At 61.9% G+C, this 14,514-nt stretch carries 13 protein-coding genes; 5 read left to right on the forward strand and 8 right to left on the reverse strand.

The window, feature by feature from the left end:
• The first annotated feature begins 23 nt into the window (after positions 1-23).
• The 3 genes from HG800_RS02110 to HG800_RS02120 all read left to right on the forward strand — a co-directional run bounded on the left by HG800_RS02110 (position 24) and on the right by HG800_RS02120 (position 3,502).
• A complete protein-coding gene (locus tag HG800_RS02110; RefSeq protein ID WP_169973151.1) occupies positions 24-1,130 on the forward strand; it encodes a lactate/malate dehydrogenase family protein in 1,107 nt (368 codons plus the stop codon).
• Positions 1,120-2,433 carry a hypothetical protein gene (locus HG800_RS02115; RefSeq protein ID WP_169973153.1) on the forward strand — a complete coding sequence of 438 codons (1,314 nt, stop codon included), beginning with the start codon at positions 1,120-1,122 and terminating at the stop codon, positions 2,431-2,433. Before HG800_RS02110 ends, HG800_RS02115 begins: the two co-directional genes overlap by 11 nt.
• Before the next feature lie 202 nt (positions 2,434-2,635).
• Positions 2,636-3,502, forward strand: coding sequence for an SPFH domain-containing protein (locus HG800_RS02120; protein ID WP_169973488.1), 867 nt, complete (start codon positions 2,636-2,638; stop codon positions 3,500-3,502).
• A 39-nt stretch (positions 3,503-3,541) separates the two neighbouring features.
• On the opposite strand, the gene HG800_RS02125 is transcribed toward HG800_RS02120, so the two are convergent.
• From HG800_RS02125 to treZ, 4 genes are all read right to left on the reverse strand, one after another.
• The gene (locus HG800_RS02125) at positions 3,542-3,808 is read right to left on the reverse strand and encodes a hypothetical protein (protein WP_169973155.1); all 267 of its coding nucleotides are present in this window, start codon (positions 3,806-3,808) and stop codon (positions 3,542-3,544) included.
• Positions 3,790-5,211, reverse strand: coding sequence for an efflux RND transporter periplasmic adaptor subunit (locus tag HG800_RS02130; protein WP_169973157.1), 1,422 nt, complete (start codon positions 5,209-5,211; stop codon positions 3,790-3,792). Before HG800_RS02130 ends, HG800_RS02125 begins: the two co-directional genes overlap by 19 nt.
• A 96-nt stretch (positions 5,212-5,307) precedes the next feature.
• Entirely contained in the window at positions 5,308-6,429 is a 1,122-nt protein-coding gene (locus HG800_RS02135; RefSeq protein WP_169973159.1) for a Gfo/Idh/MocA family protein, read from the reverse strand.
• Between the two features lie 152 nt (positions 6,430-6,581).
• Entirely contained in the window at positions 6,582-8,486 is a 1,905-nt protein-coding gene (treZ, locus tag HG800_RS02140; protein ID WP_169973161.1) for a malto-oligosyltrehalose trehalohydrolase, read from the reverse strand.
• Between the two features lie 217 nt (positions 8,487-8,703).
• Between treZ and hslV the strand changes: the two genes are divergently transcribed.
• Both hslV and hslU read left to right on the forward strand, forming a co-directional pair.
• Positions 8,704-9,243 (forward strand): ATP-dependent protease subunit HslV, encoded by a 540-nt coding sequence (gene hslV / locus HG800_RS02145; RefSeq protein WP_169973163.1) that lies wholly within the window; start codon positions 8,704-8,706, stop codon positions 9,241-9,243.
• A gap of 55 nt (positions 9,244-9,298) precedes the next feature.
• Positions 9,299-10,669, forward strand: coding sequence for an ATP-dependent protease ATPase subunit HslU (gene hslU, locus HG800_RS02150; protein ID WP_169973165.1), 1,371 nt, complete (start codon positions 9,299-9,301; stop codon positions 10,667-10,669).
• Between the two features lie 18 nt (positions 10,670-10,687).
• On the opposite strand, the gene HG800_RS02155 is transcribed toward hslU, so the two are convergent.
• From HG800_RS02155 to tsaE, 4 genes are all read right to left on the reverse strand, one after another.
• Positions 10,688-11,986: a BaiN/RdsA family NAD(P)/FAD-dependent oxidoreductase gene (locus HG800_RS02155; protein ID WP_169973167.1), complete on the reverse strand. Its 1,299-nt coding sequence runs from the start codon at positions 11,984-11,986 to the stop codon at positions 10,688-10,690.
• 78 nt (positions 11,987-12,064) lie between these two features.
• The gene (locus HG800_RS02160) at positions 12,065-13,372 is read right to left on the reverse strand and encodes an AAA family ATPase (RefSeq protein ID WP_169973169.1); all 1,308 of its coding nucleotides are present in this window, start codon (positions 13,370-13,372) and stop codon (positions 12,065-12,067) included.
• The gene (locus HG800_RS02165; RefSeq protein WP_169973171.1) at positions 13,369-13,830 is read right to left on the reverse strand and encodes a PilZ domain-containing protein; all 462 of its coding nucleotides are present in this window, start codon (positions 13,828-13,830) and stop codon (positions 13,369-13,371) included. The genes HG800_RS02160 and HG800_RS02165 overlap by 4 nt, the downstream gene beginning before the upstream one ends.
• Positions 13,831-14,000: 170 nt before the next feature.
• Positions 14,001-14,507 (reverse strand): tRNA (adenosine(37)-N6)-threonylcarbamoyltransferase complex ATPase subunit type 1 TsaE, encoded by a 507-nt coding sequence (gene tsaE / locus HG800_RS02170; RefSeq protein WP_169973173.1) that lies wholly within the window; start codon positions 14,505-14,507, stop codon positions 14,001-14,003.
• Positions 14,508-14,514: the final 7 nt, after the last annotated feature.

A 14,514-nucleotide genomic window follows, 5' to 3' on the forward strand; every position in this document is an offset into this window, starting at 1 on the left:
GCGAACGAGAAGAAGGTGGAGAGATGAGAGTCAGCATCGTCGGTGGCGGCGGCCTGGTGGGATCGTGCACCGGTTTCGCCTTGCAATGCGGCGGAGTGGTGAGCGAGATCAACCTGATCGACGTGAATGGCGACCTATGCCGAGGCCAGGCGCTGGATATCCTTCACGGTGCTCCGCTGGTCGCCGATCAACGCATTCGGGCAACCGGATACGAGTCGATCCCGGAGACCGACCTGGTGTGCATTACTGCCGGGTTGCGTCGGAAGCCGGATGAAAGCCGATTGGACCTTATCAATCGCAACGTGGAGTTGTTCCTGAAAATTCTCGACGATGTGATGGCCGCTGGCCTGCGACGCGACTCGGTTGTTCTCGTGGTTTCGAATCCGGTGGATGTGTTGACTTATCTTGCGACCAAACGGACGGGGTTGCCGTCGTCACAGGTGATCGGGCTTGGGACGATGCTCGACTCATCGCGATTCCGAGGGTTAATTGCCGAGGCCATCGGCTTGCCGGCCACACAGGTGACGGCGACGATTCTGGGCGAGCACGGTGACAGCATGGTTCCCATCTGGTCGGCAGCACAAGCGGCGGGGCTTCCGCTGGAGAAATATCCGGGCTGGACACCAACGACCGGTGATGAGCTGTTCAAGCGAACCAAGGGCAGCGGTGCCGAGGTGATCAAGCTGAAGGGGGGAGCGGGCTTTGCGGTCGGGATTTCGATTCGCGAAGTGATTCATGCGATCGCCCTGGATTCGAGGCGCATCTTACCCGTCTCTTCGCTGGTAAACGGGCAATACGGGATGAGTGATGTGTGTACCTCGGTCCCGACGGTGGTGGGTCGTGGAGGGGTACGGGCTCAACTCGAGATCGACCTCTGGCCGAAGGAAGTGTCAGCTTTGCAACAATCCTCTCGGGTCTTGCGAGAGACGATTGACATGGTTCTGCAGAAGAACCCAGGGGCGGCGAAGGCGGCCTCGGGGGCTGGTGTCTCTGCAAAGCCTCAGGGTGGCGGCCTTCCTTCGGGCAACGGAGCTGCTCGGGTCACGATGGGAAGCGGTGGGGCGAACGTGGCGGCCCGTCCGAGGGTGACCATCTCCGGGCAGTCGGGCGGAGGACGAAGTGGTTACTAAGTCGCTCGATCGCAAACTGGCGGCGATTCATGCCGATCCGCAGGGATGTCGGGAGTTCATCCTGGCCGACGCCAAGGATGCGGACATGGCCTTCGGCATCGGTGCGCCCGGGCAATCTCCTGAGAATCACGCCGGAGAGGTCCGCTTCCGGACGTTGCAAGAGTATCGTGATCAAATTCGACTGAATACGCGGCAGGGGTTGATCGACATCATGTTGATGTCGGCCAGCTCAAACTATCAACTGACGATTGAAGAACGATTATTTGATGGCTCGCACGTGACTCCGGCTATTCGGGCGAACGATGCCACGGATGTTCACCTGGCCAGGGGGTCTCGTTACGCGCAATATCCGGCACAGCCGCATCGGTCGGCTTTGCTCGATCATGCGATGTGCGGTCATGTCGATTGCGCTCCGGAGGAGCGATCGCTGGGGGCCGATCTGGGCCTGTATAGCGTCACGTTTAACAATATTCCTGAGCACGATTTTCATACGCTTGAACAATTTCATGTGTTTCGAGAGGAAGCCGAGCGGAAGGGATTTCGTTATTTCTTGGAAGTGTTCGACCCAAACGTGTCAGGGACGATTGATCCGAACGTGTTGCCGCACTTCCTGAATGATATGATCGCTCGGATGCTGGCCGGGGTGGCAGGAGCGGGACGCCCGGTCTTCCTGAAGATCGTCTACCACGGGCCGAAGGCTCTGGAAGAACTGGTGCGGTACGATCCTCATCTGGTGGTTGGTATCCTGGGAGGATCGGCGGGGACCACCTTTGATGCGTTCCACCTGCTGGCCGAGGCGAAGAAATACGGCGCGAAGGTGGCGCTCTATGGTCGCAAGATCAATAATGCTGAAAATCAACTTGCGTTTATTCAATTCTTGCGATTGATCGCCGATGGAGAGATTGGCGCGTCCGAAGCGGTTCGAGCCTATCACGCGGTGCTGGATCATCTGGGGATTCGTCCTCTCCGACGGCTGGAAGACGATCTGAAGCCATTGGCGACCTCGATGAGCTACGGAGGGGGATCGACCTCGGTTGTGGTCCCGCCGAAGCCGGAACCGTCGTCCCATGAATTAGCGGGCGATGGGGCGGGAACGATCGCCGTGAATGTTCCAAAGGCCGGTTGTGACTGCGGATGTGGCACCTGCGGAGATGTCCGTCCGTCAACGTTGAATGCGGACGCGGCGAGCAAGCACGATCGGGATGGGTTTCCGACCCGAGAGGGGGGCTTGCCTGATTTCGCCAGGATGGATGTTGCCCAGCGGCTTGAGTATCATCGTCGCCGCCTGGGGCTGGGACGCTGAGACGAAGCCGAGACATATTGACCTTTCTCGTCGACCGAGACCAAGACACCGTGATTGGTGATCGACCGACTTAATGAACCGCCTCGAACAGCGAACCTACTCCGGAATCCGATCGTTTTCGAATCGATTAACTGGGCCAGGTGGCCCCGGAGTGGTTGCGATGGATGAACTGGACGATCCGACCAAGAAGCCCGATCAGCCGATGCTGGAGTTCGAAGTGGATCCGGTCTCGGGTTTCGCCTGGCTGGCAGGTTTCCTGGTGTTGCTGGGGTTGGCGATCCTCGTGCTGATCATCGGCGCGGTCAACGAATCACCCGCGTCGATTATCGGGTCGATTATTGGGATCTTGGCGGCGATCGTGGGTCTGGCGGGCTTGTTCACCGTTAGCCCGAATGAGGCGAAGGTTCTCCAACTGTTCGGCGAGTACAAGGGAACAGTGCGGAGGCCGGGTCTCCGGTGGGTCAATCCGTTCTATTCGAAGGTGGCCATCTCGACGCGGGTGAGGAATTTTGAGAGCGGAAAGCTGAAGGTCAACGACCGCAACGGCAACCCGATTGAGATTGCGGCTGTGGTTGTCTGGAAGGTGGTGGACACGGCAGAGGCTCTGTTCCACGTCGATCAGTATGAGCATTTCGTCGAGGTCCAGAGCGAGGCGGCGCTTCGAAACCTGGCGACCGGATACGCCTACGACGCTCATGTCGAAGACGAACTCTCGCTCAGGGGGAATACGGCCGAGGTCGCCGATCACCTGCGGACGGAAATTCAAGATCGGCTGTTCAAGGCCGGGGTCGAGGTGATTGAAGCCCGCATCAGCCATCTGGCGTATGCTCCGGAAATTGCCGGGGCGATGCTTCAGCGGCAGCAGGCCGATGCCATCATCGCGGCTCGGTCCAAGATCGTTGAAGGGGCGGTCGGCATGGTCGAGATGGCACTGGGGATGCTCGAAAGCCAGAGCCTCGTCGACCTGGACAACGAGAAGAAGGCGGCGATGGTGAGCAACCTGCTGGTTGTGCTTTGCAGCGACCGCGGCACGCAGCCGATCGTGAACGCCGCGCACCACTCGCAATAAGCGATACGACTCTTCCCCGGCCTCGTGAATCGTTGAGGATCAGAGGTCGGGGTCGATCAGGTAGGGGATGTCGGGATGGTCCGGGCAGGCGTACTCGCCGGGCCAGGGACGCCCGGTGGCGATGCGGAGGAACTTTGCCACGAACGGCCGGCGATCGCAGTAGGACCAGTCGCGGGCGAAGGCCCCTGGGATTTGAGGGTCGGGGCGGAGGTGGCGGCTGACGGGGACCGTCCGGAACAGAGCGATCAGGAGCCAGAATCCGACGGCAAGGCCCGCGATCGCTTGCATCAAGGATCGGGTGGCCATCGGCTCCCTTCCTTTCGTCGGTTGTGTCGTCTGGGGAGGAGGAGGACGGTCTCTCCCGACTCCAGTCCCTCGAGGACGACGAGACGATCCGTCGTCCCGCGATCGACGCGGACCGGTCGCAGTACCTGTCCGAGAGGGGTCTCGACGACACAATAAGGGCCACCCTCGTCCCAGGCGACGGCCACGGAAGGGACGGTGAGTGCCGGGGTGGACGGGCCGGTCTGGAGGACGACCTCAGCGGTCATCTCGGGGAGGAGACCGGACGGGGCCTCGTCCAGGGCGAGCCGTACCCGGAACTGGTGCCACTCGCCGAAGTGATACCAGTCGGGGGTCGGGAGGAGATCGACGCTGCTCACCCGCGCCGGAGAGGAGCGGCCAGGGAACGCCTCGAACGAGGCGGTCGCCTGCTGGCCCTCGTCGACGAGGGAGGAGAGCCGCTCGTGGACCTGGATCTCGACCTCGAGCCGGGAGAGATCGGGGAGCACGAAGAGCGGGAGATGGGGATAGACCTCCGCCCCTTCGCGGACCTGATAGTATTCTCGCCAGGCGATGTCGGCGTAGAGGACCGTGCCGTCGTGGGGGGCGGTCATGGTGCAGTGGGAGACCTGCTGATCGAGGTGTTCCTGCCGGGCCTCGGCCGCGTTGAGGGCCTCGGCGGCGAAGGCCCGAGAGGTCTGGGCACGCTCGACGCGGGCTTCGAGGTCGCGGAGCTGCTTCTCGACCGTGGTGCGGAGGAACGTCTGGAGCGCGAGCTCGGCGTTCTCCCGGGCAATCTCGGCGCGGAGGCGGGCCAGTCGCTGCTCGGCCAGGTCGGCGGAGGCGAGGTAGCCGAGCGTCCCCATGCGTTGGGACCAGCTCAGCGAGTCCTCGGCCCGAGACAGCTCCACCCGAGCCATCGCCAGCTCGGTCTCGAGGCGTCGCTCCTGCTGGACGCGATCCCCCTCCCGGAAGGCGATCAACTCGGCCTGGGCGACCGCGAGGTCACGTTCGGCCACGGCCAGGGACGATCGACAGCGGTCGACCTCGATCCGCTGGAGCCGCGCCTGTTCCTCATAGACGCTCGGGTCGAACCGGCAGATCGGGTCGCCTTCCTTGACCGTCGAGCCTTCGGGGACGATCTCGATGATGCGGGTCGGGAGTGCGATCCCGAGCGTGCCGAGGGTCGGAGGGACGCCGGAGACGAGGTCGATCTCCGGGATCATGGTCGTCTGCGTCGCCGCCCGGACGACCCCCGAATGGACCAGGGTCGGCCCGACCGGCTCGACCCGGACACGCCCCCTGCCCTCGTCGAGCCAGCCGGGACCATCGCCATCGGGAGTCTCCCGATGGGAGAACGCCAGGGCGATCGGGACGACCGACAGCACGAGCCATGCGGCCCGCCCGAGTCGGAGTTGAGCCCGCATCAGGAGACCCCTTCCTGCCTCTGACAATTGTCATCTCGGGGCGATTGTCGCAGGAGTCTGACAATTGTCAAGAGGCAGGAGGCGATCGCTTGGGGGTCAGGGGGTTGCGAGGGGGGTGTCGATCCAGGTTCGCTCGGCGTGGGAGCGGAGGGTGGCGTCGGCGACGAGCTGGGCGTTAAGTCCGTCGAGGAAGGAAGGGACGGCGTCTCTTCCTTCGACAATCGCGGAGACGAACTCCCAGATCAGGTCGTAGCGGAAGATGGTGGCGGGAGCGCCCTCGTTGGGGTCTCGGGGGCTGGAGGCGGGCTTGAGGTAGTGCGGGGGGACCGGCTCGGGGGCGAGGTCGTGCCCGGTGCGGCCGATGAGGATGGTATTCGGCTCGTGCAGGCGGTAGACGGCCGAGCCTTCGGAGCCGTTGATCTCGGCCCATTCGTGGCCGAAGCCGTCGCGATGGTAGCCCTTGGCGAGGGTCGTGCCCTCCCAGACACCGGTGGCGCCGGATTCGAACTCGCCGATGATGCTCGACCAGTCGTCCACCTGCGAAGGGGGGCATGAGGCGCCATCGGCGGTGCGGTCGCGGGGAGCGAAACGAGCGACGGCCCCGCAGATGCGAGCGATCGGGCCGAGCAGGTCGATGGCGAAGTCGATACGGTGGATGGTCATGTCGAACAGGTCGCCAGCACCGGCGGTGTCGGTGTACTGTCGCCATCCCCAGCTCGTTTCGGGCCAGTCGAGGAAGCGTTGCGAGCGGAAATGACGAGGCTCACCGAGGGCACCAGACTTGACCAGATGCCGGAGGTAGCGCATGGAGGGGGCGAAGCGGTAGGTGAAGGCGGTCATGTGGACCACCTGAGCATCGCGGGCCGCTTCGTACATGGAGCGGACCTCGGCGGCATTCAGGCCAAGGGGTTTCTCGCACATGATGTGCTTGCCGGCCTTGGCGGCGGCCTCACTGATGGGGCGGTGGGTAAAGTTAGGGGTGGCGATGACAACGGCGTCAACGTCAGGGTCATTGACGATGTCTTCATAATTTGTGGAAACCCGGTCGATCCCCCACTCGGTTTTGCGACGTTCGAGCATTGCGGGGTCGGTGTCGCAAGCGGCGACCAGCTCGGCTCGGGGGTCGATGCGGATACCGGGAACGTGGTGATAATCGCTGACGGCCCCCGCACCAATCAGTGCAATGCGGACGGGAGGCTGGTTGGATCGGATCGACATGGCTAGGGGGTGATTCCAGAGACGGAGATCGAAACAAAGCGTTCCCACGCGATTGGAACGCGAACGATCCCATCATCGCCGGATCGAGGGCGATTCGCACGCCTTCGGCGGCTGGACCACCTCTGTTTTTTCCAAAGGCAGCGCCTGCTGGGTCAGGATGGCCACGCGCGAAGGATGACGCTTGCGGGGCCTTCGAAGCGGATCGAAGGGGCCGGACCGTCGACGGAGATACCTGGAGCACGGCCGTCGGGGACGAACGGGCGATCGTCGGTCGTCAGCACGAGCTGGCAACGATCCAGGGCCAGGCCCTTCAGTTCCGGGCGGCCGACCAGGGAAACGTCGGCCGGCCCTCCCAGATGCATGCAGATGAGGAGAGAAGGGCCGTCGGAGGCGTTTTGACGGAGCAGAAGGGTTTGGTCCGACAGCGGAAACGCAAGGGCGGATTGCATCTGCCCATCGCGCAGAGCAGGTTCCGAGCGTCGAAGAATCGTGAGGGTTCGGAACAGTCGAAGGGTCGAGGCGTGAGGCTCTCGCTCGGGTTCCGACCAGTCGAGCTTGCTGTTCGTGAAGGTGGATTCGGCCTGGGGATCGGGGATACGGTCGCGGGAGTCAGGATCGGCGAAGGCGGCGAAGTGACGGAACTCCTCGCGTCGGCCTTCGGTGACGGCACGACCGAGATCCTCGTTGTGATCGGTGAAAAACTGGAACGGGGCCGAGGTTGCCCACTCTTGCCCTTGAAAGATCATGGGCGTTTGCGGGCCACACAGGAGCAAGGCGGCGGCGGCGCGATAGGCGGCAGGATCGCAGAAGTGGTGCAGGCGGTCACCGAGGGCCCGGTTGCCGATCTGGTCGTGGTTCTGGATACAGACGACCATCCGGGCGGGTGGTATGCCGGTCGGGTCGGTGCCTCGATGTTCGTCACGGTTGAGCGAGTGTTGGCCTGTATAGAGCCATCCTTTGTTGATGCAGGTTGCGAGTTCAGTCATCGATCCGGTGAAGTCACGGTAATAGCCTTCGTGCTCGCCGGAGAGGGCCACTCGGACGATGTGGTGGAAGTCGTCGGCCCAGACTCCGTCGAGGCCCCATCCCCCCTGCCCTTCGGGGCGGATCATGGGGGCGAGATTGCGGTGATCCTCGGCCACGATCACGAGCTCGCGGTCGGAAACCGACTGGCGAACCCGGGCGGCGAGGTCGGCAAGGAACGGGCGGTCGCTGTCGTCGATGATTGCGTGAGTCGCGTCGAGTCGGAGTCCGTCGAAGCGGTATTCGTGGATCCAGTGGAGCGCATTCTCGATGAAGAACTGCCGGACGAGCGTATTGTGAGGGCCGTCGAAGTTGAGACTCTGGCCCCACGGGTTTGTGTGGGTTTCGGAGAAGACGTAGGGGCTGAAGGCGGGGGGATAGGAGCCGTCTGGCCCGAAGTGGTTGTAGACGACATCGAGGAGGACAGCCAGGCCGAGTCGGTGGGCTTCGTTGATCAGAAGGCGAAGGTCATCGGGCGAGCCGTAGCAGCGGGCGGGAGCATAAAGGGCCGCGCCGTCGTATCCCCAGTTCCGGTTGCCCGGGAAATCAGCCACGGGCATCAACTCGATTGCGGTGACGCCGAGATCTCGGAGATACGGCAAGCGATCAAGGACGCCAAGAAAGGTACCTGCTGGGGAAAAAGTCCCGACGTGAAGCTCGTAGACGATGAGATCTTCGAGCGTAATGCCGGTCCAATCAGGATCGGTCCAGCGGAACTGGTCAGGATCAACGACCTCGGAAGGGCCATGAACCCCTTCGGGTTGAAACCGGGAGGCGGGGTCGGGGAACGTGCCGGAGCGAATCGTATAGCGGTAGCGCGTTCCAGGACCGAGCCCAGGGACGAGGGCGCCGAACGTGCCATCCGCGAACCGCTCCAAGGGTTCGGCGCGAGGGGAGTTGCCTTCAATGACCACGGACACCGTGTCTTCCTTCGGAGCCCAGACGCGAAAGCGGACCCCATCGGCTTCGGGCCAGGCCCCAATCGAGGGGCGCCAGTGAGAGACGGGGGTTTTCGATCGAGGCTCGGCGGACATCGATTTCCCTTTGGTGTTTGTTGAGAGATCAGAGGTTGGAGTGTGCCAACCTACCGTGCTCAGTCCCCTTCTCGCAATCGAGAGGAGAATGGTTGTCCCGTAGGAGGGGGAACAAACGTCCCTTGGCGAGCGGACGATCGCGGGCATAGGATGCCAGCATTGCCTCGCACCTTGCGTGCCGAGCAATCCACACCGTTTTCGGAGGAGAATCGACCCGATGACCTGGCATGCGACCACCATCCTGACTGTTCGACGAGGAGATCGCGTCGCTCTGGGAGGCGACGGCCAGGTGACCCTGGGCAACCAGATCATGAAGGCCGACGCCGCGAAGGTCCGCCGATTGCTCGACGGCCGGGTGCTTGTGGGGTTTGCCGGTAGCGCGGCCGATGGGTTTGCCCTGCTCGAACGGTTCGAGGCGAAGCTGAAGGATTATCCCAACAACGTCCCGAGGGCGGCCATTGAGCTGGCCAAACTCTGGCGGACCGACCGTGCTCTACGGCGGCTTGAGGCCCTGTTAATCGTGGCCGACGAGCGGCATAGCTTGCTATTGAGCGGGTCGGGAGACGTGATCCAACCGACTGATGGCATCCTCTGCGCTGGATCGGGAGGGGCCTATGCCCTGGCCGCAGCTCGGGCTCTCGTTGCACACACCCAACTCTCCCCGGGCGAGATTGTGCGGGAATCCTTGAAGATCGCTGCGGGGATCGACATTTATACGAATGAGAGCCTCACGGTCGAGGAACTTCCGGGATCATGAGCGTGCGAAACCGGCAAGATGCTTTCGACTTCCCCCGATCATCGGAGTTTCCCGGATGAGCGACGACCTGACTCCCCGACAAATTGTAAGCGAACTGGACCGCGATATCGTCGGTCAGCACGACGCCAAGCGCGCCGTCGCCCTGGCCTTACGCAACCGATGGCGACGCCGACAGTTGGATGAGGAGATTCGGCGTCAGGTGACGCCGAAGAATATCCTGTTGATCGGCCCGACGGGGGTCGGCAAGACGGAGATCGCTCGGCGGCTGGCGCAACTGGTGGGGGCTCCCTTCGTCAAGGTCGAGGCGACGAAGTTCACCGAGGTTGGCTATTACGGGCGCGATGTCGAGAGCATGGTCCGCGAGTTGGTCGAGGCGAGCATTCTGCTGGTCAAGGCCGAGGAGCGTCAGCGGGTTGATTCGGAAGCGAGGGATCGAGCCGAGACGAAATTGCTCGACCTGCTCTTGCCCGAGGTGCCGGCACCGTCTCGAGGGGCCTGGGCCGCGACGCCGACCGGGGAGGTGGATGAAGCCGCCGAACGACGGAAACGGACCCGGGAAAAGATGAAGACACGCCTGTCCGCGGGAGAGATGGAAGACGCCGAGGTCGAAATCGTAATTCCTGGTCGGTCGATGGCCCCGGTCTCGATTCTCGGGGCAGGAAACACGGAACAGATGGAAATGGATTTACAGGGCATGTTCGAAAAACTCATGCCCAAGCCGAGCCAGACCCGGCGCATGGCGGTTCGAGATGCCCGGCCCCTCTTGATCGAGCAGGAGGCCGAGGCCTTGCTCGACCCGGAGAAGATCAACCGGGCGGCCTTGGCCCTGGCTGAGGAGTCGGGGATCATCTTCCTTGATGAGATTGACAAAATTGCAGGAGATGAAGGGGCGAGCCGAGGACCGGACGTCTCACGACAAGGGGTTCAACGCGATCTGCTCCCGATCGTTGAGGGGACGACCGTGACGACCAAGTACGGCCCCGTCCGGACCGATTTTGTGCTGTTTGTCGCGGCGGGAGCGTTCCACCGATCGAAGCCTTCGGACCTGATGCCAGAGCTGCAGGGTCGGTTTCCGATTCGGGTTGAATTGAACGACCTGACTCAAGAGGACTTCGGCCGCATTCTCCGAGAGCCCCGTGCCTCACTCGTCCGACAGTACCAGGCGTTGCTCGGCACCGAGGGGCTAAAGCTTGAATTCACTGAGGATGCAATCGACGCGATGGCCGAGATCGCCTTCTCTGTCAACCGATCGACACAGAATATCGGAGCAAGGCGCTTGCATACGATTTTAGAACGGGTGGTTGAGGAGATCAGTTTCGACGCTCCCGACCGGAGAGGGAAGCGGGAGGTAATCGATGCGAACCAGGTGCGGTCAGTGCTTGCTCCGCTGACCGAGGATGAGGACCTGAGCCGGTACATCCTCTGAGAATCGACGTATGAGGACTCAGACCGAGTCTCCCGCAAGCCATCCGGTACTCCAGGCACCCTGGAAATTGTAACCGCCGATTCGGCCGTCGAGGTCGAGCAGTTCGCCGATCAGGTGAACACCTGGCTGAACTCGGCTTTCGAGGGTGGCGGGATCGACCTCGTCGAGCGCAACGCCTCCGCTGGTCACCTCGGCCTTGGCAAATCCGAGCGTTCCGGCGATCGGGATGCGGAGGGACTTGATTCCGGCAAGAAGTCTGCGGCGCTCATCCCGAGAAAGTTCGGGGCCGACGCGGTCATCGGGCACGGAGCAGGCACGCATCAGGGCGGTTGTCAGTCGTCTGGGAAGCTCCTCCGGCAGCAGATTGGAAACCAGACGGCGGCCGGATCGAGCTGAGGCCTGGAGCTGGGCATCGAGTGCTTCGAGGCGGATATCGGGAACGAAATCCAGTTCGAGCGTCAAGGAACCCGGACCTTCGTAACGGGCGACAGGGCCACTCACATCGAGAATTGCCGGGCCGGTCAAGCCGAAGTGGGCAAAGAGAACCGCCTCGCGACGTTCGCTAAGTTTCGGGCCTCCAGGGACAAGAACGCGGGCCAGGGTGTCGGGGATCGTGATTCCTTTGAGGTCACGTATCCAATCGGCCTCGATGCGGAGGGGAACCAGGGCGGGCCTGGGTTCGATGATCGTGTGCCCGAACGATCGGGCAATTTGGTATCCGTCTCCCGATGTGCCACAACCGGGATACGACTGGCCGCCCACGGCAAGAATCACCCGCCGGGCTCGGAGCGGTCCGTCAGGAAGATGGATGAGGAAGGCGTCGTCCTTAGCTTCGACCTCCCTGACCGGGCAATAGGTCCGAAGCTCCGCGCCGCTGCGTTCGAGGCGACGAACCAGGGCGTCAAGCACGTCGACCGCACGGTCCGAGACAGGAAAGAGCTTGCCGTTGCCTTCAATCTTGGTGGCAACGCCTTCGGTTTCGAAGAGTCGGACGGTTTGTTCCACACTCAACGCTTTCAGAGCCGGCGCAAGGAAGCGGCCGTTGGGACCGAAAGCCTCCATGATGCTTCGGGAGCCTCGGGCCTCCTTCGGGTTGAAGGCGGGGTCGATGGCACCAGAGACAAAGGAGTGGTCTTTCAGTCCGCGGGCGTTCGTAATGTTGCAACGAGTGCCCCCAGACATAAGGATCTTCACGCCCGGGCGGCGGTTTTTTTCCAGCAGCAACACGCGGCGGCCTCGCTCGGCTGCACGGAAGGCGGCGAACAAGCCCGCAGCTCCGGCACCGAGCACAGCAACATCATAGTCAACATCGATCACGGGATGGCCTCAGGCGCGGTGGGGGGATTCGCAAGCATTATAGCGAGTCACGTGACGCGTTGAGGCGAAGGACAGGGTTCAAAGGACGGTGAAATAGTTCCCCGCGGCGAAGTCAAAGTATTCCGGTTTCAGTTCGAGAGGCAGGTCATTGTAAATGCAGTAATTGCGGATCTGGAGCAACAGGTCGCGTGGTTGGCAGCAGCGGAACGGGCGGTTGACGCGGGTGTAGTGTTGGGCGATGAGATAGTCGACAGCCTCCTGGTCAATGACTTCGAATCCGAGCTTGGGGGCGAAGATGCGGATCATCTGGCGGAACATGTCCTCGGTCGGATCGACGGCATTAATCTTGTAGGGGATGCGGCGAAGGAAGGCTTCGTCAACAAGGTCCTTGGGTTCAAGGTTTGTTGAGAATAAGATTAGCTGATCGAAAGGGACCTGGATCTGTTTGCCGTTGGGGAGTCGAAGATAGTCGTAACGTTTTTCGAGGGGGACGATCCAACGGTTGAGCAACTCGATCGGTGCCATGCGTTGACGGCCGAAGTCATCGATCAGGAAGGTCCCGTTGTTGGACTTCATCTGCAGGGGAGCTTCGCAGATTTTGTTGTCCTTGTCGAAATAGATTTCAAGAGCGTCCATGGTCAGTTCGCCACCAGCGACGATGGTGGGTCGTCGGATCTCGACCCACCGATCATCCTGGTCGTCTTTACGGAGGATTCCTCCGCGTCGGGCCTCGATCGGCTCGTGATTGGTCGGATCGAAGAGTTTGAGGATCTGACCTTCGACGAGGATCGTACGGGGAATCCAGACGGTCGTGCCGAAGCATCGGGTAATTCGCTCGGCGATGCTTGTTTTGCCATTGCCGGGATAGCCGTAGAGGAACATCCCCTTGCCTGAATTGATTGCTGGGCCGAGCACCTGAAACATGGATTCGGAGATGAGAAGATCAGAGAATGCGCGGCGAAGGTCGGCCTCCTTGGGATGTTCCTGGGCAATGGTCTGCGCTGAGACGGATTCCAGATAATCGGCGAAGGGAACCGGAGCCGTTCCGACATAGGCACACTCTTCCAAATACCCTCGGGCTCGGGATCGACCTGCGTCTGTGAGCGAGAAGTAGTAGTCGTTGGCGGCGGCGGTATCGGTGTAGGTGACAATCTGATTCGCCTTCAAGCCACGGAGGAAGTCAGGAAACGGCCCGAAGGGTAATCCCAACTCGTCGGCAATGCGACGCCCTGAGGAAACGCCGACACCGAGCAAGAACTTCAAAACGAGCGACTCAACCAGTGCGGGATTCAGACCGGCCGAGGAAAAGTCGGTCACCACCTTCGGCCGAAACTGCCTGGAATCGGAGGATTCGAAGGAGGGAAGGGTACTTGGTCCGGCACTCATGAGAACATCCCTCCAGATCGTGGCAAGGGGGGAGGAATGAGCTTCTGCTCTTCTCGGGAAACGCCGAGACCGAAGAGAGCGGCTCGAAGGGTTTCCCAGGTGCAGTCTTCCCGGAATCGGAGTCCGACTTCGGAGGGACAGCCCATGACAATTCGGATCAATCCGGGGCGTGCGACCCGGATGACGGTTCCTTCAACCCATGCTTTCTGCCCGGGGTCTTTCGGACAGAACCAGACGGCAGACCGTTGAGGAGGAGCGGAGTGGATTCGGAACCCGGCCCCACTCTGGCTGATGTCCCGAAGGGCCGCGCTCGTGATCCGCCACGCTCCACCTTGCCACCAACCGATCCAGCACTCACTTCCGTTCGAGGCATAGCGGGTCTGCTCTCTGCGGTCGAGGATCTTTTGGACCTGCTGGGAATCGACAACATAATCGTCGAAGTGTCGCAACTTGGGCATGGAACGACTCACAAGGGGATGGAAGGGAGGTTGACTCCTTTCGGACATCCGACCCGCTTGCGTCTCATGACCGAGCAACCAGGCCGGGAAGCCCGAGGCGCGGATCGATCCCCCTCTCTCGCCGAGCGCTCAGGTTCCCGGCAGAAGCGTAGGTCGCGGTCTGAACGTGGTCAACGATTCCGGAAGGCTTGATCACTGAAAGGGAGTCGGTCGGCGATTTGCTTCAGGATTGATGGGCGAGCACGGATCACCAACCGTCGCGATTCAACACCGGTGGGCTGAAGGTCGAGCCACCAGGAGGTTGCGGGAAGCCGGTCGGCAAATCGATCGGCCCACTCGATCAGGCAGACGCCCGGTCCTTCGAAATCATCGACGATGCCCAGGGAGTCAAACTCTTCCGGATCGTGAAGACGATAACAATCAGCGTGAAAAACAGGTAGCCGGCCTGCATATTCGTGGATCAAGAGAAACGTTGGGCTGGCAATGGCTCCCGGAGCAACACCAAGGCCCTCGGCAATCGCTCGGCTGAGCCGCGTTTTGCCTGCCCCGAGTGGTCCGACGAGGCCAATGACTGTTCCTGGCTCGATGACCCCGGCGCTTGCGTGTCCGATCTGCTCGGTCTCGGCTTCCGAGGCGAGTTCAATGATCAGGGAGTCCGCATTGAGGTGAATCTGCATGAGTTGG

Origin of the sequence: Tautonia rosea, assembly GCF_012958305.1 — a bacterium.
GTDB lineage: Bacteria > Planctomycetota > Planctomycetia > Isosphaerales > Isosphaeraceae > Tautonia > Tautonia rosea.